Annotated in this window: 16 protein-coding genes; 9 read left to right on the top strand and 7 right to left on the bottom strand. The window is 42.3% G+C overall.

Annotated elements, in window-relative coordinates; translation table 11 throughout:
• Nucleotides 1-20: 20 nt before the first annotated feature.
• Entirely contained in the window at nucleotides 21-1610 is a 1590-nt protein-coding gene (locus MKO06_RS12525; RefSeq protein ID WP_241551488.1) for a glycoside hydrolase family 26 protein, read from the bottom strand.
• A gap of 83 nt (nucleotides 1611-1693) precedes the next feature.
• Here MKO06_RS12525 and cmk point away from each other — a divergent pair, with 83 nt between their 5' ends.
• Both cmk and rpsA read left to right on the top strand, forming a co-directional pair.
• Nucleotides 1694-2395 carry a (d)CMP kinase gene (gene cmk, locus MKO06_RS12520; protein ID WP_241551487.1) on the top strand — a complete coding sequence of 234 codons (702 nt, stop codon included), beginning with the start codon at nucleotides 1694-1696 and terminating at the stop codon, nucleotides 2393-2395.
• Between the two features lie 207 nt (nucleotides 2396-2602).
• Nucleotides 2603-4447, top strand: a complete 1845-nt coding sequence (gene rpsA, locus MKO06_RS12515; protein WP_241551486.1) for a 30S ribosomal protein S1 — start codon at nucleotides 2603-2605, stop codon at nucleotides 4445-4447.
• Between the two features lie 73 nt (nucleotides 4448-4520).
• Here rpsA and MKO06_RS12510 read toward each other — a convergent pair whose 3' ends face one another.
• A complete protein-coding gene (locus tag MKO06_RS12510) occupies nucleotides 4521-5435 on the bottom strand; it encodes an alpha/beta fold hydrolase (protein ID WP_241551485.1) in 915 nt (304 codons plus the stop codon).
• A gap of 72 nt (nucleotides 5436-5507) precedes the next feature.
• Here MKO06_RS12510 and MKO06_RS12505 point away from each other — a divergent pair, with 72 nt between their 5' ends.
• Together MKO06_RS12505 and MKO06_RS12500 are read left to right on the top strand one after the other, a co-directional pair.
• Nucleotides 5508-5729: a hypothetical protein gene (locus MKO06_RS12505; protein WP_241551484.1), complete on the top strand. Its 222-nt coding sequence runs from the start codon at nucleotides 5508-5510 to the stop codon at nucleotides 5727-5729.
• 180 nt (nucleotides 5730-5909) lie between these two features.
• The gene (locus MKO06_RS12500) at nucleotides 5910-6905 is read left to right on the top strand and encodes an alpha/beta hydrolase (RefSeq protein WP_241551483.1); all 996 of its coding nucleotides are present in this window, start codon (nucleotides 5910-5912) and stop codon (nucleotides 6903-6905) included.
• A gap of 19 nt (nucleotides 6906-6924) precedes the next feature.
• Here MKO06_RS12500 and MKO06_RS12495 read toward each other — a convergent pair whose 3' ends face one another.
• Nucleotides 6925-7536: a hypothetical protein gene (locus MKO06_RS12495; protein WP_241551482.1), complete on the bottom strand. Its 612-nt coding sequence runs from the start codon at nucleotides 7534-7536 to the stop codon at nucleotides 6925-6927.
• Between the two features lie 130 nt (nucleotides 7537-7666).
• On the opposite strand from MKO06_RS12495, the gene pyrR reads away from it, so the two are divergent.
• From pyrR to MKO06_RS12470, 5 genes are all read left to right on the top strand, one after another.
• Nucleotides 7667-8206: a bifunctional pyr operon transcriptional regulator/uracil phosphoribosyltransferase PyrR gene (gene pyrR / locus MKO06_RS12490; RefSeq protein ID WP_241551481.1), complete on the top strand. Its 540-nt coding sequence runs from the start codon at nucleotides 7667-7669 to the stop codon at nucleotides 8204-8206.
• A 7-nt stretch (nucleotides 8207-8213) separates the two neighbouring features.
• Entirely contained in the window at nucleotides 8214-9146 is a 933-nt protein-coding gene (locus tag MKO06_RS12485) for an aspartate carbamoyltransferase catalytic subunit (protein WP_241551480.1), read from the top strand.
• A gap of 63 nt (nucleotides 9147-9209) precedes the next feature.
• Complete coding sequence (locus MKO06_RS12480) at nucleotides 9210-9542, top strand: ribonuclease Z (RefSeq protein WP_241551479.1); 333 nt, start codon at nucleotides 9210-9212, stop codon at nucleotides 9540-9542.
• Between the two features lie 36 nt (nucleotides 9543-9578).
• The gene (locus MKO06_RS12475; protein WP_241551478.1) at nucleotides 9579-10487 is read left to right on the top strand and encodes a ribonuclease Z; all 909 of its coding nucleotides are present in this window, start codon (nucleotides 9579-9581) and stop codon (nucleotides 10485-10487) included.
• A 176-nt stretch (nucleotides 10488-10663) separates the two neighbouring features.
• Nucleotides 10664-11170: a CAP domain-containing protein gene (locus MKO06_RS12470; RefSeq protein ID WP_241551477.1), complete on the top strand. Its 507-nt coding sequence runs from the start codon at nucleotides 10664-10666 to the stop codon at nucleotides 11168-11170.
• A gap of 134 nt (nucleotides 11171-11304) precedes the next feature.
• Here MKO06_RS12470 and MKO06_RS12465 read toward each other — a convergent pair whose 3' ends face one another.
• From MKO06_RS12465 to MKO06_RS12450, 4 genes are all read right to left on the bottom strand, one after another.
• On the bottom strand, nucleotides 11305-12774 hold the full coding sequence (locus tag MKO06_RS12465) for a S41 family peptidase (RefSeq protein ID WP_241551476.1): 1470 nt from the start codon (nucleotides 12772-12774) through the stop codon (nucleotides 11305-11307).
• Nucleotides 12775-13165: 391 nt separating this feature from the next.
• Nucleotides 13166-15025 carry an OmpA family protein gene (locus MKO06_RS12460; RefSeq protein WP_241551475.1) on the bottom strand — a complete coding sequence of 620 codons (1860 nt, stop codon included), beginning with the start codon at nucleotides 15023-15025 and terminating at the stop codon, nucleotides 13166-13168.
• Nucleotides 15026-15042: 17 nt separating this feature from the next.
• Nucleotides 15043-15954 carry a PorP/SprF family type IX secretion system membrane protein gene (locus MKO06_RS12455; RefSeq protein ID WP_241551474.1) on the bottom strand — a complete coding sequence of 304 codons (912 nt, stop codon included), beginning with the start codon at nucleotides 15952-15954 and terminating at the stop codon, nucleotides 15043-15045.
• Nucleotides 15955-15966: 12 nt separating this feature from the next.
• Nucleotides 15967-24066 (bottom strand): HYR domain-containing protein, encoded by an 8100-nt coding sequence (locus MKO06_RS12450; protein WP_256946183.1) that lies wholly within the window; start codon nucleotides 24064-24066, stop codon nucleotides 15967-15969.
• Nucleotides 24067-24317 lie beyond the last annotated feature (251 nt).

The raw sequence follows: 24317 nt of genomic DNA, 5'->3' as shown, positions 1-24317 counted from the left end.
TAAAATCAATAAGCACGGGTCTATGGCTCGTGCTTTTTTTTGCTTAATGCCGAAACGAACTGGTCAAAACTTTCCGAGGAAATGGTCCAGTCTGGCGGTTCAATATCACCCCAGGCCTTGGGAACATCCTGCCTGTTGAAATAAATCGCGGCATGAATTCGTTTTTCCGAAGCTATTGTTTGAGCTGCCTCATCTAACCATTTATTCTGAAAATCGGTTTTGCCCATTACACCAAACTCGGCGATGATATAGGGTTTTGGAAGGAAACGGAGGCGCCTGTCCTTTCGGTTATAGATCTTTCCGAAGCTTTCCTGAACTTCCGGATCGGTTAGATCCTTATCGGGCAGGCCATAGATCGCTAAACTAATGTAATCCACATAACTGGCTCCTGGCCAAAAGTTCACTCCGCCTTTGTCGCCCGCTGGACCCCATATCTTTTTAAGGTAATCCCTGTTCAGGGCAGGTTTCATGAAATAGCGAAAACTTTCATTATATAATTCTGGTGGCTGACTCTGCCACGGATACCTGGTGATAGGTATTTCCATTTCATGTGCGAACCTCAAATAAACCTGGGAACCGAGCTCATCCAGTATCTGGAATAATTGTTCCTGCTGAGAATCAAACTTTCCTTCTAGGATCTTAGTAAGAACTTTTCTGTTAGTTTTATCGGAAGGATCATAAGGTTCCATGGTGATAAACGGGATATTGTTCCGCTGTTTAATATCAGTCAGTTTTTGTAGAAGAATCCCGTTTTCAATTTCTTCAAAATCGGTAAAGACATGCTCGATCTCCACGTACGCCTTGTCAACATGATCGAGGTTTGGGTCGTATACGCCAAGCAAAAGATCTTCATTCCAGTTCCTGGTTTTGTCGATAAAAAGATCCTGGGAGACACTAAAGTCGACCGCCCGGCATCGTTCTTCCAGGGCAGAAAGATCGGTTACTTCAGATTCAGAAAATATAAAAAGCGGCTTACTGTTAAACCTCATATTAAACAGGCGGGAATCTGCCGAAAGTGAAAACCCTGCTGCCTGGTGCAGATTTCCGGGAAAGTATTCCATGAGCCCTTTTTCTCCGGCCGGGCTCCACATCAGGTTGATCCTTGGCCCATGGGTGATCAACAAATCATGAATTTTCTCAAAGACCATATTATAGTCCTCTCCACGATTTCCCCACGGATTGGTACCGGAAAGCTCCATGTTGGGTAACCACCGAAGATAGATTTGTTCGATATTCAGCTGATCTATCTGCTGGACCAGGTCTTTTAATACTGAATCGTGTTTGCCTTTTTTGATCTCATCCAGTACCCCCAGTTGCCACTGTTTAATGCTCAGTACGACCTGGTTCTCGTTTAATTTTTCGAGTTGGGTGAAATCGGTTTCCCAGTTCCCGTCTTTAAAATTGATCGCTACATGTCTCATTTCAGGACTTTTCGTGAAGCTTCTGGTTGCAGGCTCATAGATCGCAACCAGCTTTTCTTCCGGCTTCAGTAGAACTCCTTCCTCAATATGGCTATATGGAAAGAATCGCTTTTTTAGTTTTGGGTAGCTGAAGTAGGTTCCAATTGCAACTAAAGATAAAACCAGGAATATGAGTAGTTTGCGATTCATTTTGAACTAATTTAAGGATAAATGCCAATTCCCTGAACGGGCCGTTTATAATTTTTAACTTTGCGGCACTTAAATTTTACTTGATGGGAAAAAAGATTACGATCGCGATAGACGGGCATTCCTCTACCGGGAAAAGCACGGTGGCCAAAAGACTGGCGAAGGAACTGGGCTATATTTACGTAGATACTGGCGCCATGTACCGGGCGGTAACCCTGTACATGATGCGCAAAATGTTTGTTTCTGAAAATAACTTTAACGAAGAAGCCATATTAAGACACCTCCCATTTGTAGACCTGGAATTCAAATTAAATGAAACTACGGGTAATGCAGATATGTACATGGAGACTGAAAATGTTGAAGAGGAGATACGTTATATGGAGGTTTCTAAACATGTGAGCCGAGTTTCTGCAATTCCAGACGTTAGAAGAAAACTGGTGGAACAACAACAGGAAATGGGGAAGGAAAAAGGAGTGGTGATGGACGGTCGTGATATTGGGACCGTTGTTTTTCCCGATGCAGAACTTAAAATTTTTATGACCGCGTCTACCGAAAAGCGTGCACAACGGCGTTATGAAGAATTAAAGGCCAGGGGAGAAGATGTTGAATATGAGGAGGTAGAAAAAAATGTGAAAGAGCGCGATTATATGGATTCAACTCGTAAAGATAGTCCGCTGGTTAGGGCCGAGGATGCGATAGAATTCGATAATTCTGAAATGGACTTGGAAGAACAGTTCGAAAAGATTTTAAAGATCGCTAAAGATAAGATCGAAGAGGTGAATTCTTAAGCGGTTGAATTTAAATTTGAAAGGGCATAATTAATTGGAATATTAGTTGTGCTTTTTTATTTAGTTGTGTATTTTTGCACTCCTTTTTGGCAGAAGACCGGGGATCCAAAAAGGGTTGATAATCAAAATTATAAACAACTTCTGAAATTTCTTTTTTTGCTGAAATGATTTCCGGGGAAGTTCAGAATACAAATTTTATAGTCAGTAATGGCTGAAGAAAACAAAAACACAGAGCAGGATCTTGAGGTGCAGGACGTAGCTGGAATGGCTACCGAGTCTCAACCTGAAGTTGAAAAACAACAGGTAAATCCTGAGAAATTCCTTAAAGAATTCAACTGGCACAACTACGAAGAAGGAATCGATCCTATCGACGATGACAAGCTGGAAGAATTTGAAAAGCTGGTTGAAGAAAATTTCGTAGACACTTTAGATGATGAAGTTGTAACAGGAAAAGTGATCAATATCACCGATCGTGATGCAATTATCGATATAAATGCTAAGAGTGAAGGAGTTATTTCTCTTAACGAATTTCGTTACAACCCAGACCTTAAGGTTGGAGACGACGTTGAGGTATTGATCGATGTTCGTGAAGATGCTACCGGGCAGTTGATCCTTTCTCACCGTAAGGCGAGAGTGATCAAGGCATGGGAGCGTGTAAACAAAGCTCACGATGAGAGCCTTGTTGTGAACGGATTCATCAAATGTCGTACTAAAGGTGGTATGATCGTAGACGTATTTGGTATCGAGGCGTTCCTTCCAGGATCTCAGATCGATGTGAAGCCAATTCGTGATTACGATGCCTACGTTGGTAAGAACATGGAATTCAAAGTGGTGAAGATCAACCACGAATTCAAGAACGTTGTTGTATCTCACAAAGCGCTTATCGAAGCAGATATCGAAGAGCAGAAGAAAGAGATCATCGGGCAGCTTGAAAAAGGTCAGGTACTTGAAGGTACTGTTAAGAACATCACTTCTTACGGTGTATTCGTTGACCTTGGAGGTGTTGACGGACTTGTTCACATCACCGATCTTAGCTGGTCTAGAATCAACCATCCAAATGAGATCGTTGAACTTGATCAAAAACTGAACGTTGTAATTCTTGACTTCGATGAGTCTAAGTCTAGAATTCAGCTAGGTCTTAAGCAGCTTAGCCAGCACCCATGGGATGCTCTTGATGAGAACCTGAAAGTTGGTGACAAAGTAAAAGGTAAAGTAGTTGTGATCGCAGATTACGGTGCATTTATCGAAGTTGCTGAAGGTGTTGAAGGTCTTATCCACGTTTCTGAAATGAGCTGGAGCACTCACTTGAGATCTGCTCAGGACTTCGTAAACGTTGGTGATGAGGTAGAAGCTCAGATCCTTACCCTGGATAGAGAAGACAGAAAAATGTCTCTTGGTATCAAGCAATTGACTCCAGATCCATGGACCGATATTACTTCTAAATACCCTGTTGGTTCTAAGCACACTGGTATCGTACGTAACTTCACCAACTTTGGTGTATTCGTAGAGCTAGAAGAAGGAATCGACGGATTGATCTACATTTCTGATCTTTCCTGGACTAAGAAGATCAAGCACCCATCTGAGTTCTGTAACGTAGGTGACAAGCTTGAGGTTGTAGTTCTTGAACTGGATGTAGAAGGAAGAAAACTTAGTCTTGGTCACAAGCAAATCGAAGATAATCCTTGGGATAAGTACGAAGAGGATTACGGTGTAGGAACTACCCACACTGCTGAGATCGCTGAGATCGTAGACAAAGGAGCTACTATCGACTTTAACGAGGATATCACGGCATTCGTTCCGCAGAGACACCTTGAGAAAGAAGACGGTAACAAACTGAAGAAAGGTGAGAAGGCTGAATTCCAGATTATTGAATTCAACAAAGAATTCAAGAGAGTGGTAGCTTCTCATACTGCAATTCACAAAGAAGAAGAGCAGAAGATCGTTAAGCAGGCTGCTAAGAAAGCCGCTGCGCAAAACCAGGAGAAAACAACTATTGGTGATGTGAATGCCGATCTTCAGGCACTGAAGGATAAAATGGAAGGAAAGAATTAATTCCTGAACATTTATAAATCAAAAACCTCCTTAGGCAACTAAGGAGGTTTTTTTATTCTATTAATTTCCCTATTTAACTGCTAAAGCTAAATTTTTCTCTGTAAGCAAGAATTGCTTTCTTAAGATCCTCGGTATTTTCCAGGAATGGAACATGCCCCACATCGCTTCCCCATAGCATCATATTAGGAAATTGTACCAGTTTATAATGTTCTGGCCCTACCATATAATCGGTTCTTCCATAAAAGAACAATACAGGAACAGTAATGGTTTTGCTTAAAACGGAATAATCTTTCCAATAGGCATCGTAGGAGAGGGCAGAATTGCCGAAATCATAATTCCAGTTCTCAACTTCAGCCCATGTTGCATTCATAACAGCTTCTTTTTCCTTGCTTGCATAAGCCATTTTATAGAAAATATCCCTTTCCCTCATTTGATTGCCCAGCTCATTCATTCGCTCCATCACTGGAAGGCTGTCATTCTCACATCCAATATATTCAGTCCCAAGAAATTCAGATGCTTTTGGAGCCCAGCTTTTACAAAAACTATCATTAAGATAAATGGTATTATTGATCATCATCATTCCCTCCTGGGCATCCGGGAAATTTTCGGCATATCCCATTTGCAAAATTCCTCCAAAAGAATGGGCAATAGTAAGCCAGTGGTCATAGCCTAAGGCTTTTCGAACTTCTTCAAAATCCAGGGTCATTCTTTCCATGCTGAAATCACCATTCTCAGGGCTTCCAGATCTTCCAACGCCTCGTTGATCGAGATAGATCATGGTGAAGTTCTCCTCCATGAAATCGCCCACGAATTTCTCGAACCAGTAACTACCAGAGCCAGGTCCTCCGTGAAGATACAGGCAGGGCTTACCCTTACCTTCCACTTTTACATATAATTCCACCCCGTCTGAGGTGATTATGCGTTTTTCTTCGGCCTTTAGGTTAAAGCCAAGAAGACTTACTACCAATACAAGAATTAATTTTTTCATATTCTAAATGATTGTTTTCTAATATTGACGTTTAATTAAAGTATTTGTTACTGTGTAGTATAAAATTTTCGAATGAAAAGTGAATTTTTAGATGCTGGGGTATTGAAGGCGAAATTTAAAATAATCAAATCTTTACCTGACTTTGCACGGATTCGTGAAAAGAGGAGCTCATCAGGCCTGTCTTCTGTACTTATGTTTTATACTAGAACTAACGATCCTTCTGGTATTCGCGTAATAAATCGGCCACCGCTTTTGAATTTATCTTCAGTTGAACAAATTTCAGGAAATTTTTAGACCGGTTATTGCCTTACCATGAGTTGCCAGGTAGGTTGGCAATATGAAAATTTTAATAATTCGTAATTTCCTGTAAAGGTCTAAATTCCATCTGAGTTGAAACCTTCTCTTATATTTAAGGAAAGCTTGACATATAAAGAAAATATAACTCCTATACTTGCAATAACCTGATATAGAAAAATGAAAAAATCCGTTTGGATCCCAGGGCTGATACTATTAATTCTGATTATTGGATATGTTTCTGGACCTGTACCGCAGGAGCCGGTCTATTCGTATGATTTACCAGAATTGCCTTCAGACTTTCAACAGCTGGATAATTTTATAGTCCAAAAAGAAAAGGAACTTCCGGTTCGGGAAGACAACCAGGCACGAATAAAATGGTACGATTCTAACCGGGAAAAGACAGAATACAGCATAGTATATCTGCATGGATTTGCCGGAAGTTATATGGACGGTTACCCGGTTAACCAGATCATTGCCGATACATTAAAAGCTAACCTGTATCTTTCGCGATGGGCGGGACACGGTCTCAAACCTCCACATTCATTAGATAACTTTTCTCCTGAAAACGCCTGGGAATCGGCCAGGGAGGCTCTTGCTATTGGAAACAGAATTGGAGAAAAAACGATCATCCTGAGCACTTCAACCGGGGGAACACTAGCCACCAAACTGGCAGCCTCCTATCCTGAAAAGGTATACGCCTTAATTAATCTATCTCCTAACTTTGAAGATGATCAGCCCGGTACCTTTATCCTGAATTCACCATGGGGTTATGATATAGCCAATATTGTTTCGTTTGGAGAAAACAAGAAGATAGATCATGAACAGGATATTGCCCGTAAATACTGGGATACCATCTATCCTTCAAGAGCCCTGGTAGATCTGCAGCTTTTGGTTGAAAGCACTATGCTCCCGGCTGTGTTTAAGGAGGTTACCTGTCCCGTTCTAACTCTTTATTATCATAAGAACTTTATTGAAGAAGATCAGCATGTAGAAGTAGATTTTTTCCGGGATGTACATGAGCTTCTTTCCACACCAGATTCTACGAATGTTCTAAAACCCCTGGAAACGCCCGGCACTCATTTTATTGGGAGTGACATTAAATCTAAAGACACCCAGGTAGTGGTAAGGGAGATCATTAATTTCCTTACCAATAATCTTCAAATCGAGCTTTGATTCTGAAAGATTTTAAAATTCAGAAGTTATTTGAAGCATCTAATTTCAGAATAAAATCGGCATAACCCATCGATCTTTCTTCGGGATAATTGCAATCCTGGAGGATTTCCTTTAAAAATGCAGGAGGCAGGTTTACCTGTCTGTCTCCAAACCATTCCAGACCAAAAGTATACCAGGTTTGCTGTTCGGTTTCGACCCTGGTGTATTCCACCTGGCAGCCAAAATCGGTAAATTCATCAAGTTCAATTCGGCATATTTCAGAATCTTTTTCGGTTAGCACGAATCCCATGCGGGTCTTTTTGATCTCCATCCAGTCGTGCTGGTTTTCATGGATGATTTTATGGCTTAAAGAATCTTCTTCAGAAAGAGAGAAGCTCCATTTTATGTAAGATTCCATATAACCTTTTACCCCTGGAATCAATTCGGTTAATTCAGGCTTTCCGGTTCGATGCTTGACCTCCGCGTTGCCTTCCCGAAGCTTTATACCAATTCCCCGTTCGTTGAAGACCGGTAAATAGAAATCGGTTCTGGATTCGGTTTGGTCGAAATGATAAGAATGTTCATTGAACCACTGAATCACCGGCTGACTGATCTCCTTGCTAAACCATCTAATTTCATTACTTGTAAACATAGTATCTTCAATAGTATACTAAAAATACACATTTTAAATACCATAACCAGAACTTGGGGTTTTGATTGGGAATTAGTCGGTATTGAATTCAAAAAAAACCTTACTTTTGTTGCAATCCACAATACGTCTTATGAGCCGGAAAGTACTGCTAGACTCGAACCAGATCAATATTATTCTCCATAGGTTGGCGTGTCAGTTAGTAGAAAATCATACCGATTTCACAGATACCGTTATAATTGGAATACAGCCCAGAGGTACCTTTGTGGCGAGAAGGATCGAAAAGATCCTCAAGGAGGAATACGGTTTGACCGGGCTTAAAACAGGCCAGTTAGATATTACCTTTTACCGGGATGATTTCAGAAGGGGAGAAAAACCGCTGGAAGCCAATAAAACAAAGATCGATTTCATTGTTGAGGATAAACGCGTTGTATTTATAGACGACGTGCTCTATACTGGCCGAAGCATTCGGGCGGCACTAACGGCGATCCAGTCTTTTGGTAGACCAAGAGAAATTGAATTGCTGAGCCTGATAGACAGGAGGTTTAGCAGGCATTTGCCAATTCAGCCCGATTATAATGGCCGGCAGGTTGATGCGATCAACGAAGAAAAGGTGAAGGTAAGCTGGAAGGAGAATGATGGTGAGGATGCAGTTTATTTAATTTCAAAATAACAGGAAAATGAGCAGTGAATTAAGTGTGAAACACTTACTGGGGATCAAATACCTTAAGAAGGAGGATATCGAACTTATTTTCAAAACTGCCGATCATTTTAAGGAAGTTATTAATCGTCCCATCAAAAAGGTTCCTTCGCTCAGGGATATTACCATAGCCAACCTTTTTTTCGAAAACAGTACCAGGACGAGGCTTTCCTTTGAGCTGGCCGAAAAAAGATTAAGTGCTGATGTCATCAATTTTTCTGCGGCATCCAGTTCAGTAAAAAAAGGTGAAACCCTCATCGATACGGTAAATAATATCCTTTCGATGAAAGTGGATATGGTGGTGATGCGCCATCCAAATCCCGGTGCCGGAATTTTTCTTTCCAAACATGTGAATGCCAGTATCGTGAATGCAGGAGACGGAGCGCATGAACACCCAACCCAGGCCTTGCTGGATTCCTATTCCATTCGGGAACGACTTGGTGAAGTTGCCGGCAAAAAAGTAGTGATCGTGGGAGACATACTTCATAGCAGGGTTGCTCTTTCGAACATTTTCGCCCTGAAATTACAGGGGGCAGAGGTAAAGGTTTGCGGACCAAAAACTCTGATCCCTAAGCATATCGAATCCCTTGGAGTAGGTGTGGAAACCAATTTAAAGGCTGCACTGGAATGGTGTGATGTGGCAAATATGCTTCGGGTTCAGAACGAACGAATGGATATAAGTTATTTCCCAAGTACACGGGAATACGTAAAACAATTTGGACTAAACCTGCCATTGCTGGAGAGCCTTAAAAAGGAAATTGTGATCATGCATCCTGGTCCTATAAACAGGGGAGTGGAGATCACCAGTGATGTGGCCGATTCAGATCACGCTATTATCCTGGACCAGGTTCAGAATGGTGTCGCGGTAAGAATGGCGGTTATCTATTTGCTGGCTGCCAAAATCCAGCAGTAGGGACTTGCTTTTCAGAGCGAACTGTTTTTGTTAACTTTAAGCAGAAATTCAGAAGAGAAAAACATGAAAACGATCGAAAAGGAAAAATTTTTGTTAGTCGAGGATGAAGCCGAATCCCTAACCGATTTCACCTCTGAAATAACACGGAATCATGATCTTCTGAAAGACAGTAACGTCGTAGTAGATCTCAGGAAACACCATGGAATTCAGAAAGAACATATTTTAGGTTTTCTGGAGGTGTCTAATTTCCACAGGAACCTCAACCGAAGTTTTGTGATCGTGAACGATGCTATTAGCATCGATGAACTTCCTGATGAACTTATAGTTGTACCAACCCTGCAGGAAGCAGAGGATATGATACAAATGGACGAAATCCAGCGTGATCTTGGATTTTAATTCAATAATACTTCCTTTTTGCCAAAATCACCATTAATGAAATTGACCATTCTTGGTTGTTATGCTGCCACGCCCCGTAGCTTTACCAATCCTACCTCGCAGGTACTGGAAGTTAAGAATCATTTGTTTCTTATAGACTGCGGAGAGGGAACCCAGATGCAGCTTAGAAGGAACAAAATTAAATTTTCCAAGATCAGGCATATCTTTATTTCACACCTGCATGGTGATCATTTTTACGGTCTCGTAGGTCTTATCTCCACCTTCAGGCTTTTGAACCGTGAAAAGGAACTTCATGTTTACGGGCCGAAGGGAATTAAGGAGATCATCACCCTTCAATTAAAACTGGCAAATTCCTGGACCAATTTTCCACTTCTATTTCATGAGCTCAATTCCAAGGAGCCCCAGCTTCTTTTTGAGGATTCCGCTGTGATGGTGAAAACCATTCCGCTGAAGCATCGTATTTACACCAATGGTTTCTTATTCCAGGAAAAACCGGGGGAGCGCAAATTGCTTATCAATGAGGCTGTGAAATATAATATAGATGTAAGCCTGTATAACAGCCTTAAAAAGGGGAAAGATGTGGTTTCAGAGGATGGGGAGCTCATTGAAAACCATTTAGTAACAGCTGATCCACCTCCTCCTAAAAGCTATGCGTTTTGCAGTGACACGGTCTTTGATCCGGATATTGTTCCCCAGATCAAGCATGTGAACGCATTGTATCACGAATCTACTTTCCTTGAATCTGAAATGGATCTGGCTTTTCCAACCAAGCATTCAACAGCTAAACAGGCGGCAACGATCGCTAAACTTGCCAGTGTAAAAAAACTTATCCTGGGGCATTATTCTACTCGCTATACCGATATAAATTTATTTCGCCAGGAAGCAGAAACCATCTTTCCGAATGTTGACCTGGCAGATGATGGTGCTGAAATAATCGTTGAATAGCACTTTCAACTTATTCTACATATCCAGCCGTTAATCGATATCTGAATAGCGTATTTAACGTAAATTCCTACAAAATATGTTAAATTTTATAAAATATTAAGCTTTTGTTTGGTTTGTTGTGTCTTTAGTCGATAAAAAATGTACATTTATCTTCCTTGAATCTAACATTCTAACCGATGAAAAGAGTTTTAACAACTAGCCTTACACTTATTTTTTGTGCGATGTTACTTACATCCTGTTCAAAGGATAGCCTGGAAGATGATGTGACAGCCTATAACCAGGTAGTAACCGAAAAGGCTGAATATGAATATTCGCCTATCGAAGTAGAGATCATAGAAGACCTTAATATTTACAGGAAAGCAATAGGCCTTGAGGAGTTAAAGCCAATGGCCGAAATTTCCATCGAATCTGAAGGACACAATGAATACATGATCGAAGAAGGAACTGTAAGCCACGACAATTTTTCACAAAGGGCTTCTAAATTGATGAATAAAGTAGGAGCGAAGAGCGTAAGCGAAAATGTTGCTTTTGGATATTATTCAGCTGATGCTGTTGTAAAGGCCTGGCTAAAGAGCAAAAGTCATCGTGAGAACATCGAATCCAATCACACCCATTTTGGTATTTCGGTTAGAAAGGATGCAGATGGAAGAAATTATTTTACCAACATATTTATAAAGAAATAACCGCAAGTTTTGTTTTCCCCCCAAATCGAAAAAAAGGGTTCAGGCTAGAGGCTGGCCCTTTTTTTATTTAAAGACTATAAAAAACAGACCCCGCAGTAAGAGCGGGGTCTGTCATTATAAAGCTAATTTATTAACTAGCTATTCGGGTCAAGTATTGGGGGGAGGTCTTCTATAAACATTTTTTGATATCCAGGTTCATTCATACCTGACTCTCCCAATCGATTGTATTTATAGGCTGCCTGGGACTGTTTTAAAGGAGCCCTTCCCAGTATATTGTGAATTGCTGCCTGTAATAATGGCTCTTCGGGGTCACCTAAAACTCCCATATTTCCAAGATCTTCGGTATAGGAGATATCTGGATCAAGGCCGTCTATATAATCTGTTCTTCCGGCCGAATTAATCGATTTAAAGACCAGAGGTTGCATAGCGTAGGTATGGTCTTCATCCCTGCCTTCTTTTGAAAAATCCGGACTATCATAAAGTGTTACAGATGCCTGGAATTTCCCGGTGGTATTTGTACCTATCTGTACGACATCTATATATGGATCCAGGCCGTTGATCACCAGCTCACTGGCCGATGCCGTTGCCGCAGTGGTTAGTACATATAATTTATTCAAATTAAGACTATTGGTAGCTTCACCGGTTCTTATAGTTGAGTCGAACCTGTTGACGATCCTTTCAGGATCATTTTCTTCGAAATATGCCTGGTATTCCTCGTTCCACATTTCCTTCATAAATACCTCTCCTTCAAACTGACCGGTGATCATACTTGCCAGATCTATGGCCGATACTACCGATCCGCCCCCATTATACCTTAGGTCCAGTACCAGGTCATCGATACCTTCAGCTTTCAGTTGTGCAAAAGCTGCGTTAAGTTCATCGTCAAAGTCACCGATAAAACTATTATACATCAGGTAACCTATTTTCCGATTTTCGATATTCAGGACTTTTGAAATATACACCGGGTTAGCTGTATAGGGATCATCAGTAAGGGTGACTGTTCTGTCTGACAGTATTATGGTCCCGTCCTGAACCTCTCCTACATTGATCGTTATCGTATTGGAATTAATAAGGTTCTGGAAATTAGCCGTGGTCAATTTCTGCCCATTAACCTCTGTAAAAATATTACCGCGTTTGAGTCCGGCTTCTTCAGCAGAAGTTCCGGGTAATACATATTGTATATATCCAAAAATATTACTGGTACCACTAATCTGGCCAATTCCGTATTTTATTCCGGTACTGCCGCTAATTCCCTGGAATTGCTCCTCAAGCGTTTCGTAATCATCGGTTATAAAGCTAAAACGGTCAAGATCATAGATTAGGGTCTCAAACAGTTCTTCAGGGGATGAGAAGTTATCCAGATATTCGAATTTATCGGAATTACTGGAGAAATAGGAATCTGCCAGTTCCGGAACCTCTGCCTTGTATAAATAAATCTCGTTAAGCCCTCTATATACAAAGTCTTCGATCTCTAATTCCTCAGAAATATCGGTGGTATTTTCCTCATTGTTTTCGGAAGTCGTGTCGGTAAAGTTCTCTTCGTCCTTCTCGCAGGAGGTAAAGAGAATACCTATTAAGCCCATCAGCATTAAAATCTTCTTCATGTGATAAAAATTATATATCGAATTTATTTTTTCCATAATCACTACTAATAATACATCAATTATGCCAAAAATACTAAAACTCAATTGTAAGCCAGCTACTAATACTATTGATGGTGAAATAAATACCTGTTGAATCGAATTTGAAAAATGTGACCAGATAAAATAGAAAAAGGTTCAGGCTAGAGGCTGAACCTTTTTCATTTCAATCGATTTGTAGGGGTCGATTAATCTTAAATATCTAAGACTTTATGTGTTTATTAGGTAAGCTGAGACCATTAATCCTTTTCGTTGTAAAATAGAAAGAGGTCAACTGAACATCTCGGACTTCCGATTATTTTCGGATAAATCAGGGGTTCCGAGTTATTCAGAAAACCTCTTTCCTTCAGGTTAGTTAGTCCATCTCGACCACGCTGAACATGGATCTTCTGTTCAATTGATGGTCTTTTTCTGTGCAACGATCACATTCGATTGCCGGTTTGGTCTCGCCATAACCTTTGTATTCATGAATACGTTCAGCATCCACTCCTTTTGATACGAGGTAATCAAAGGTCGATTTAGCCCTTCTTTCGGCCAGTTTCTCATTATAGGCTTCAGAGCCGCGACGGTCGGTATGCGATCCTATTTCGATCACCAGGTCTGGATATTCGTTTAGCATCAGGTCAACAAGTTTGTCCAATTCTTTAGCAGCATCTGGTCTAATAGTAGCCTTGTCGAAATCGAAGTAAATATTGTTGATCTCTGCAAGGTACTCCACATCTTTTACCGGATTTAACTGAATATCGTATTCCAGTACGTCCTGGTCATCGGTATTATTCGTATTCACCTGGCCGTTGAATGTTTCGTATTCGATCTCCTTGGCCTCTATAGGAAAGCTGGTGTCCCTGTTTACTTCGGTCTGGTAATTTCCATCTGAATCGGTTTCAAGAAAGGCGATCTCCTCACCATCTCCGTTCATCAGTCTAACGGTAGCCTGTGGAATAGGATTTCCGTTAACCGCATCGGTAACCTGGCCCTGAAGCACTAATGGATTCAGTTTATTAAAAACATAGATATTATCACTTCCGCCTTCACGGTTCGAGGAAATATAACCTTCTCTGGAATCGCTAACCTGGAAATAGGCAAAATCGTCCATATTGCTGTTTACCGGCTCTCCAAGATTCTCAACTTTTCCATCTTCCAGTTTAAAAATGTCGAATAAACCAAGGCCTGCATGCCCGTTAGAAGAAAAATAAAGCGTACCATCGGTATCCATAAAAGGGAAACTTTCATCGAATTCGGTATTCACCGGTTCTCCCATGTTTTCGGCAGTTCCAAAATTTCCGGATTCGTCGATGGAAACCTTATAAATATCTGTTCCTCCCATACCTCCCGGCATATCTGAAGTAAAGTACAATGTTTTTCCGTCTGGAGATACTGTAGGATGACCAACCGAATATTCATTATTATTGAAGGTCAGTTCCTTAACATCGGTCCATAGATCACCGTTCTTTGTAGCTGAATACAGTTTGAGGTGATTGGTCTTGTTATCATCTCTCTTACCTTCTTTATTGTTCAGGTAGTTATTACGCGTGAAATAAATGGTATTTCCATCGGGGCTTATAACTGCCGGCCCATCATGGAGTTTCGTATTGATCTCTCCTGGGATAGGGGATACGGTCCCGGAAGCCCTGTCCAAGACATAAATATCAAGGAATGGCTCCCCGTTCCAGCTATAGGTCTTGTTCTTGACATCAGTATCCTCAGCTCTTGCCGAAACGAAGTAGACCTTTCCGTCCTTTTCAAAAACCCCGAAATCACTAACCGCCGAATTGAATTCAGATGGCTGAACCTTGTAGGTAGCCTTTACATCAAATTCCTTTTTTTCGATCATTTCTTCGATCTCGTTAGATCTTCTTCCCTGTTCAAGATATTTCTGCAGCCACTGCCTTGATTCGTCGTAACGCTTGGTTCCTCTTAAGGCCTGCGCATATTTATAATAATATTCAGGAGACAATGTGGTATCCTGTATCACGTCGCCATAATAGAAAACGGCATTTTCCGGACTTCTCAGCATCATATAGGCATCACCCAGTTTTTTGCTGTTATAGGTCACATTGTAATCGTTCTCGATGAGTTCTTTATAGACATCGGTCGCTTCCAGGTAGGCGAATTCATCAAATAGCCTATCTGCCTTTTTTTGTTTAGATTTCTGCGCCTGCAGGCTAAGCGAGCAGGAGAAAAGTATCAGGAGTAAAAAGTAGTAGTTTTTCATAATAAACAGGCTTTAGATTAGAAGAAACGGGGTGATTTGTACCTGGTCTTTTTAAATCTGAATTCATAGATCAACAGGATCTCGTGGGAACCTGAAGTATAAGGTCTTATATCTGAAATTGGGTATTCATAGGCATAACCGGCACGAAAACCATCAAAAAGCTGAATATCCACGAATCCGCCTATGGCATCATCGATTCGATAATTGGCTCCCAGGTAGAATTTCTCATTGAATATGGTGGTTGCCGAAATATCTACCGAAAGCGGAGCTCCATTGGTAGCTTTAAGCAGGGTAGTGGGTCTTAATTTTACGTTTTCGCTTAGATCGAAAACATATCCCCCTGTTAAATAATAATGAACCTGTTCCAGAGCCAAATATTCACTAAACTCATTATTGTCATTGTTGATTAGTTTAGGAGCAGAACCTCCTATATACCAGTTCTGGGACGACAAATAAAAACCTAGCCCGAAATTTGGAGTCCACCGATTTAACTGGTCCTGAAAAAATGGGTCATTCAGAACATCTGGCTCAGTGAACAGTTCATCTTCAAGATTATAATAACTCATACCGGCTTTTAATCCCAGCCTTAAGGTCACATCTTCGCTAAGATCCAGCCTGTAGGAGAAATCACCGTATGCATAAGTGTAATTTTCATAACCCGCATTATCATTAATAATAGACAATCCTAATCCCACCTTGTCATTACTCAGCGGAGAATGAACCGAGAGGGTTTGGGTTGTGGGAGCTCCTTCAAAATCGGCCCACTGACTTCTGTGAAGACCAACAATCGAAAATCCATCTCTGCTACCTGCATAGGCAGGGTTAATAGAGATCGTATTATACATATACTGCGTGAATTGAGGGAGCTGTTGCGAAAATCCTGGGGCTGCAACAAATAAAATCAATATGATTAAATATACTTTTTTCATGGTTTCCCTTTTTTATTTTGTTCCTAAGTAGATATATCCTTGTATTGGCTCGAATTCGCTGTTGCGTATTTCAAGTACATAGTAGTAGGTTCCAGACGGCAACTGGTTAGAGCTGGTAAATGAGCTTTCAGAATAACCATCCCAGTTGTTCTGGTAGTTCTGAGCTTCGAATACCTTCGCGCCCCAACGGTTGAATATTTTAAGGTCATAAGTAAATCCGCAATCGGTATCCAGGTCTACTTCAAAGAAGTCGTTCCTGTTGTCTCCGTTAGGAGTAACTGCCTTGGAAATACTTTCTCTTATATCGTTAAGCGTACATGGTAATACCACACAGTCATCATTAATGGTTACCAGAACCTCTGTGGTTGATGGACAGGTACCTTCAATTACATAGGTGAAGATATAAGTGCCCAGTTCCATTTCTTCGGTATCGATGAATCCACTGTCCAGAGCTCCGGTATTATCGGTGTCCTCCCAGGTTCCTGATTCATCAACTTCTCCCTGTAATAGATCGAACAGATCAAAAACTCCATTGGTAACACACAAATTAGGATCGGGAGCTACGTTGATCTCTTGGGCAACCGGCTCATCAATAGTGATCACGGTTACGCCAGATACCTGCCCGAATTCATCTCTGGCGGTCACTTCGTAAGTTCCAGGCTCAAGCATGTCAAATACTCCGCTTTCCTGGTAGTTCTCACCGTCTATACTGTAGGTAAGACCTTCCTGAGTATCTACTGTGATCGTTCCAAACGGATCTGCACAGGTTGCCTCAACGCTAATGTTGGCTACGGGAGCTGCAGGCGGATTTGGAAGATTCTCTTCTGCTATGTTAACTATGAACGAACATTCTGCCGTGTTTCCTGCTGCATCGGTTACCCTGTAAGTTACAGTAGTGCTGCCTAGCGGGAACTCTTCACCAGAAGCAAATCCTTCGATTAGTTCTACCGTGGTTCCTTCGCAATTATCACTTGTAATTACAGCGTCATACTCAACAATGGCAGAGGTTGTACCTATTTCTACTATCAGGTCTATGTTTTCAGGACACTCAATGGCTGGTGCCTCATTATCTACCACGGTTACGGTAAAGCTTGAAGTAGCAGTATTTCCATTGCTGTCGGTAGCAACATAGGTGATCATGGTTTCACCGATAGGGAATTCAGAACCTGAATTCAATCCGTCGGTAAGTACAAGACTTTCAATTCCACAATTATCACTGGCTACCGGAGCGGTGTAATCTACTACAGCGCCGCAACTTCCTGCATCGGTATTAACGGTTATATCATCTTTTTGCTCGATCTCAGGAGCTTCATCATCGTTTATGGTTACGGTAAAGCTACAGGTGGCGGTATTTCCAGCTTCATCGGTAGCAGTAAAGGATACGGTAGTAGTTCCTACAGGGAATTCTTCTCCACTGGCAGGTCCTCCAGTTTGAACCAATTCAACGTTTCCTGAATTATCGCTTACAGCTGGCATTTCAAATTCCACAACTGCACCACATACTCCGGCATCCACGCCCATTTCCATATCATCTGGACAGCTTAGGTTAGGAGCTTCAGTATCTTCAACGGTAATGCTGAAACTACATTCGGTAGTATTTCCAGCGGCATCAGTAGCGGTGAAAGTGACTGTGGTAGTTCCAAGCGGGAACTGGGATCCTGAAACCGGACCGGCAGTTTGCTCAACGCTAACTTCACAGTTATCAGTGGCTGTAGCCGGGGCGAAATCAACGATCGCGTAATCTTCTCCTTCCATCGTGCTCACGGTAAGACCTTCAGGACAGCTTACTACAGGAGCTTCGGTATCTGTTACAGTTACGGTGAAGCTTGAAGTAGTAGTGTTTCCTGAAGCATCGGTCGCAGTCCAGGTAACGGTAGTGGTTCCCACAGGGAATTCAGATCCAGAGGTCAAACCTTCGGTTACTTCTACTGAAGTCAGTTCACAATTATCATCTGCGCCTATCATTCCAAATTCTACTATGACACCACAGCTTCCAGGATCAGTATCAACGCTGATGTCATCCATTTCCTCAACTATAGGAGCCTGGTCATCTATCACGGTAACTGTTTGTGTACAGCTGCTGCTATTTCCAGCTTCGTCTGTTACTGTCCAGGTTACAACGGTGTCTCCAAGTTCGAAAACTTCAGGAGCGTCGTTAGTAATATTAACTTCAGAATCACAATTATCAGAAGCGGTTAACATTCCAAGATCAACTTCAGAAGCTGAACAAAGTCCTGCATCGGCAGCTACAGTAACTGAAGCTGGACATTCGGTGATCACTGGTGCCTCATCATCGGTTACTGTTACTGTTTGAGTACAGGTAGTAGTATTTCCTGCATTATCTTCAACAGTCCAGGTTACGATGGTTTCACCCAATTCAAATACTTCCGGAGCATTATTGGTGATGCTAAGCTGAGTATCACAATTATCGGTAGCCATCAGTGAACCAAGATTAACTTCAGCAGCTGAACAAATTCCTGCATCAGCAGAAACGCTAACAGGAGCAGCACATTCGGTGATTACCGGTGCCTGGTTATCTTCAACAGTTACCAGTTGAGTACAGCTTGAAGAATTTCCGGCAGCATCGGTCGCGGTCCAAACCACTTCCGTAGTTCCTAATGGGAATACTTCAGGAGCATTGTTGGTAATAGTTATTTCTTCGTCATAATTATCGGTAGCGGTAGCCATTCCAAGCTCGATATTTTCAAGTGAAGCTGAACACATATCGGTTTCAGATCCAATAGTGATATCAGCTGGACAGCTTATCGCTGGTGCTTCAGCATCATTTACAGTAACATCGAATGAACAGCTAACCGAATTATTATCAGCATCTGTCGCTGTAAAAGTAACAGTAGTGGTTCCTACAGGGAATACTTCACCGCTTGCAGGTCCTCCGGTTTGAACCAGGGTCACCTCTCCTGAATTATCAGAAGCTACAGGCAGTTCAAAGTTTACAACTGCACCGCAAAGACCTTCGTCAGAATCCATATTGATATCAGCAGGACAGCTGATCACCGGTGGTTCTCCATCGGTTACTGTTATGCTAAATGTACATACCGAAGTATTTCCACTATCATCGGTAGCTGTGAATTCAATTTCGTATTCACCTATCGCAAATTGAGAACCAGAGGCAGGACCTTTGGTTTGCTCAACAGTCGCGTTACAATTATCTGTTACGCTGGCTGGATCGAAAGTCACGATGGCATAGCTTTCACCTTCTTCGGTAGCCACGGTCATATCACCAGGACAGCTAAGAACAGGCGTTTCATCATCGATCACAGTCACAGTGAAAGAAGTAGTGGTAGTATTTCCTGAAGCATCGGTCACTTCCCAGGTAACTTCAGTAGTTCCAATAGGGAAAAGAGATCCGGATTCAAAGCCTTCGATCACCTCTACACTTGCGATCTCGCAATTATCGGTAGCGCCGATCATGTTAAAGTTTACAACAGCTCCACATTCACCGGCATCGGTTGTCATTTCGATATCACCCATAGTTTCAACCACAGGAGCTTCGGTATCTTCAACGATCACAGTTTGAGTACAGGTAGTTTCATTTCCTGCGTCATCGGTCACCGTCCAGGTAACGATAGTTTCTCCAAGTTCAAAAACTGAAGGCGCGTTATTGCTGATTTCAAGATCAGCATTACAATTGTCGGTCACGGTAAGTTCACCAAGATCTACTCCTGAAGCTGAACATAGTCCTTCATCTGAAGAAACCGTTACAGTAGCAGGGCAGGAGGTGATAACCGGAGCTTCATTGTCCAGAACATTCACTGTTTGAGTACAGGTTGAAGAGTTTCCGGCAACATCGGTAACAGTCCAGGTAACTACAGTTTCACCTGCATTGAATACCTCTGGAGCATCATTAGTGATCGTTAGGTCACCGCTGCAGTTATCGCTGGCGACAAGGCTTCCAAGGTTGACTTCTGAAGCTGTACACATTCCCGCATCGGCGTCGATCGTAAGATCAGCCGGACAGGTAGTTATCATTGGAGCTTCGGTATCGTTCACGGTCACGTTGAAAGAAGCGGTAGTAGAATTTCCAGAAGCATCGGTTACCTCCCAGGTAACTTGTGTAGTTCCTACAGGGAACATGGCTCCAGATTCAAATCCTTCGATCACTCGTACCGATTCGATCTCGCAGTTATCGGTAGCGCCTATCATGTTAAAGTTTACAACGGCACCGCATTCACCGGCATCATTATTTACTTCAATATTTTCCATGTTCTCTACAACCGGAGCTTCGTTATCTTCAACGATCACGGTTTGAGTACAGGTGGTTTCATTACCAGACTCATCGGTAACGGTCCAGGTAACTATGGTTTCACCCAGTTCAAAAACTGAAGGTGCGTTATTGGTTATTTCAAGATTGGTGTCGCAATTATCAGTAGCTTCCAGGTTACCAAGATCAACATTAGATGCTGAACAAAGACCTTCATCTGAAGAAACAGTAACAGTTGCTGGGCAGCTTGTGATCACCGGATCTTCCGTATCCTCCACAATGATTGTCTGAGTACAGGTCGAGAAGTTTCCGGCAAGGTCGGTAACGGTCCAGGTTACGATAGTTTCCCCTAATTCGAATACCTCAGGCGCATCGTTAGTGATCGTTAATTCGCCGCTGCAGTTATCGGTTGCGGTTACAGTTCCAAGATCCACTTCAGAAGCTGAACATATTCCGGCATCGGCTGAAATAGTTCGATCAGGAGCACAATTCGTAATACTAGGAGCTTCCCTGTCTTCGATGGTTACTGTTTGCTCGCATTGGGTAGTATTTCCAGCTTCGTCCCTGGCAGTCCAGGTAACAATGGTTTCACCTAAAGGAAATACCGAAGGTGCGTTATTGGTGATAGTGATCTCACCATCACAGTTATCGGTTGCTGTAGCCATTCCAAGTTCAATATTTGCAAGGGATGCTGAACAGCTTCCTTCTTCAGAACCTAAAGTGATGTCGTCCGGACAGTTGATCACCGGCGCTTCATTGTCGGTCACTCTTACGTTAAAGCTACAGCTAACAGAATTTCCGTCTTCATCGGAAGCCTCAAAAGTAATAAGGGTAGTACCCACAGGGAATTCAGATCCTGAAGGCAATCCTGCTGTTTGAGTTACGGTGACATTTCCGGAATTATCGGTGGCTTCAGGAGTATCGAAAGTTACGATGGCCCCGCATAGTCCATTATCAGAATTCATGGTGATGTCTGAAGGACAATTGATAACCGGAGCTTCGCTGTCGGTTACATTAATGGTAAAACTACATACAGAAGTATTTCCATTTTCATCGGTAGCCGTGAATTCGATCTCGTGAGTACCAAGGCTAAATTGAGAACCAGATGGGGCTCCTTTTGTTTGAGTCACGCTAACATCACAATTATCGGATGCAACGGCATCGTCAAAGTTCACGATCGCGTAATCCTCACCTTCCATAGTTGGAACATTTCTTCCGCCAGGACAGGTGATCACAGGAGCTTCATTATCAGTAACTGTTACAGTGAAAGAAGTAGTGGTAGAATTACCAGCTTCATCGGTTACTTCCCAGGTCACGGTAGTGGTGCCTACAGGGAAAACAGAACCAGAAGGCAGGCCTTCGATCACTTCTACTGAAGAAACCCCGCAATTATCGGTAGCTCCAATCATTCCGAAGTTAACAACCGCGCCACAAACACCGGCATCGGTTTCCACATCGATGTCGCCCATGCTTTCTACAACTGGAGCTTCATCGTCACTTACAGTAACAGTTATACTAGCAGTAGCAGTATTGCCGGCAGCATCGGTAACTGTATAATTAATTTGTGTAGTACCCTTATTAAATGAGGCAGTACCAACCTGGCCGTTTCCAGAACCGGTAGTTGCTCCGGTAAAGGTGTAAGCTAGGCTGCTGCCTGAACAATTATCATCAAAACTGGCATCAGGGATAGCGATAGCAGCAGAACAAAGTCCCTCATCGGTAGTTTCAGTAATATCGGAACCTACAGTGATTTCAGGAGCTTCTTCGTCGTTGATAGTAACATCAAGGCTGGCAGTAGTTGTGTTTCCAGCCTCGTCGATCACGGTATACTGAATGGTGGTAGTACCTAAATTGAAGGTTTTTGTACCAACCTGTCCGTTTCCTGAACCAGAAGTAGCACCACTAAATTCGTAAGAGATGGTTGCGTCAGGACAGTTATCGTCAAAACTGGCATCAGGAACCATAACCGAAGCGGTACAGCTTCCGGCATCAGCATCCTGAATTATATTTTCTGAAGGATTTATGGTAGGATCTTCATTATCATTAACCGTCACATCAAGACTTGCCTGGGCAGTGTTCCCGGCTTCATCTGAAACTGTATAAGTTATAGTGGTAACACCTTTGTTAAGCTGTACGCTTCCAACCTGTCCGTTTCCTGAACCAGTAGTGGCGCCGCTCAATTCATAAGTGAGCGTGGCTTCACAGTTATCATCAAAAGAAGCGTTAGGTACGCTTACTTCAGCAGTACAAAGTCCAGGATCGGTCGATTCGCTGAACGAAGCAGCCGCGGTGATCTCTGGATCTTCGTTATCTGTAATAGTTACTTCTACTGTCGCGCTAACTTCATTTCCAGCCGCATCGGTTACGGTGTAAGTGATCGTGGTAAGTCCCTTATTAAAAGTAGCATTTCCAACCTGCCCGTTTCCGGAACCGGTTGTAGCTCCACTAAATGTATAGGAAAGGCTGCTTCCGTCACAATTATCGCTGAAAGTAGCATCCGGAACACTAACCACAGCTGAACATACACCAGCATCGGTATTTTGTGATATAGCTGAAGCTACAATTAAAGAAGGATCTTCAGTATCAGGAGTGGCTTCAATGACTACTTCGGTAGTTTCCGAAGTACAGTTGGTTGAACTTGCGGTAACATAGTAAGTGCCAACAGCAAGATTTGAAACTGTTCCGTTAGAATGAGAAAGATTGTTATTATTTGAATCGGTAATAGTATAAGTAAGTCCGTTTACAAGGCTAAAGCTAAAACTACCATTATTAAGATCACAGGTGGTATTGGTGGTTGAATCGATATCAGGGTTCGCTGGTACCTCATTCAAGGTAAGTGTAACAGCCGTTCTTTCAAGACTTGCACAACCATCGATCACTCTTGCGGCATAGTAAGTAACGCTACCAATACTATTCAGAATTGGCGATTCAACAACATTTCCTTCCTGGGCTGCGTCATACCAAACCACGTTGGTAGGATCGGCTAGTCCGTCATTAGCGTTTAAGGTTTGGATAGGATCCTGGGCACATTCTTCCAAAGTAGTCCTTGTGGTAACTGGAGCCTCTGGTACCGGGTTAACGGTAACGTCAAAAGAACAGGTCTCCTGGATCACAGGAGCACACCCGTTACAGGTGGCTGTATAAGTAACCGTAGTGGTTCCAACGGGGAAAAAGTCACCCGGGCTGTGGGTAGAAACTACCGCAAAATTCGCTTCGGCAGCGCAGGCAGAGCCAAATAAACCGGCATCTATGGTGATGAATTCGATATAGTTCTTGTTGCTTAGTTTGGTTCCATTAATAGCCGAGAACTCGAAATAAAGTCGAAATACTTTTCCGTCGGAATTAGTGAAACCTGCAGGGTCAATGCTGAAATCATATTCAGTTAACTGGCCGTTTCCATTTACGTTGAAAGAGGTAAGAACTCCAGAGGTAGCTCCAGTAGCATCCTTAAGGAAGACATCAACCTTGAAGTCCTGGCCGGTCTCGGCGAATATATCCATAGAGGCATTAACCACATCATCCATATAAAAGGAAGGAGTAGTTACTTCAGCTATACCGCTCGCGTTTCCATCAGAATTCCATAGCCTTAGAACTCCAGAACCTGTTCCAACTCTCTGAACCTTATAGAATTCCCAGCATTCTTCCTGGCCTTCAGGAAGATCGAAGGAAATCTGATACTGGTACGTATTACCATCCCCACATTCCAGTGAGTAATCGGGAGCGGTCCAGGTAATATAGTTACCTAGCACATCATTTACCGTCACATTTCCGCATGGCTCGTAAAGATCATCTGGCGGGCAGCCCGTTTCAATAATGTCACATTCAGTGGTGGTTTGCGCCTTAAGGTCCAATGATCCTAAGAGGAGGAAAATCAGAAGTATTGCAAACATCGGAGATCTCGAAGCGAGCCTCACTCCAAAATTCAATTTTTCCGAAATTTTACTAGTAGTAGTTTTCCAAATCATATTAATAATGTTTAGAATTATCAATTTTTTTAATCCCTTTCGGGCATGTCAATTCAATAACTAAGGACTTTCAACGAAAGTCAGCTATATCTGATTTGGGGAGTTCAGTATATTATGTTTAAGGGTATTGCACAGCGGTAATGTTGAGGGGATTACCTATAGAAGCGTGGGGGTGA

This window comes from Christiangramia oceanisediminis, assembly GCF_022570735.2.
Lineage (GTDB): Bacteria > Bacteroidota > Bacteroidia > Flavobacteriales > Flavobacteriaceae > Christiangramia > Christiangramia oceanisediminis.
Note: the sequence above shows the minus strand (reverse complement) of the source record. Positions and strands in the feature narration are given on the sequence as shown.

Coding starts and splice junctions, on each gene's coding strand:
- MKO06_RS12460 (WP_241551475.1), bottom strand. CDS start 15,025: ATGAAAAACTACTACTTTTTACTCCTGATACTTTTCTCCTGCTCGCTT.
- MKO06_RS12465 (WP_241551476.1), bottom strand. CDS start 12,774: ATGAAGAAGATTTTAATGCTGATGGGCTTAATAGGTATTCTCTTTACC.
- MKO06_RS12495 (WP_241551482.1), bottom strand. CDS start 7,536: ATGTTTACAAGTAATGAAATTAGATGGTTTAGCAAGGAGATCAGTCAG.
- MKO06_RS12500 (WP_241551483.1), top strand. CDS start 5,910: ATGAAAAAATCCGTTTGGATCCCAGGGCTGATACTATTAATTCTGATT.
- MKO06_RS12505 (WP_241551484.1), top strand. CDS start 5,508: ATGAAAAGTGAATTTTTAGATGCTGGGGTATTGAAGGCGAAATTTAAA.
- MKO06_RS12485 (WP_241551480.1), top strand. CDS start 8,214: ATGAGCAGTGAATTAAGTGTGAAACACTTACTGGGGATCAAATACCTT.
- MKO06_RS12475 (WP_241551478.1), top strand. CDS start 9,579: ATGAAATTGACCATTCTTGGTTGTTATGCTGCCACGCCCCGTAGCTTT.
- pyrR (WP_241551481.1), top strand. CDS start 7,667: ATGAGCCGGAAAGTACTGCTAGACTCGAACCAGATCAATATTATTCTC.
- MKO06_RS12455 (WP_241551474.1), bottom strand. CDS start 15,954: ATGAAAAAAGTATATTTAATCATATTGATTTTATTTGTTGCAGCCCCA.
- MKO06_RS12525 (WP_241551488.1), bottom strand. CDS start 1,610: ATGAATCGCAAACTACTCATATTCCTGGTTTTATCTTTAGTTGCAATT.
- cmk (WP_241551487.1), top strand. CDS start 1,694: ATGGGAAAAAAGATTACGATCGCGATAGACGGGCATTCCTCTACCGGG.
- MKO06_RS12450 (WP_256946183.1), bottom strand. CDS start 24,066: ATGTTTGCAATACTTCTGATTTTCCTCCTCTTAGGATCATTGGACCTT.
- MKO06_RS12510 (WP_241551485.1), bottom strand. CDS start 5,435: ATGAAAAAATTAATTCTTGTATTGGTAGTAAGTCTTCTTGGCTTTAAC.
- MKO06_RS12480 (WP_241551479.1), top strand. CDS start 9,210: ATGAAAACGATCGAAAAGGAAAAATTTTTGTTAGTCGAGGATGAAGCC.
- MKO06_RS12470 (WP_241551477.1), top strand. CDS start 10,664: ATGAAAAGAGTTTTAACAACTAGCCTTACACTTATTTTTTGTGCGATG.
- rpsA (WP_241551486.1), top strand. CDS start 2,603: ATGGCTGAAGAAAACAAAAACACAGAGCAGGATCTTGAGGTGCAGGAC.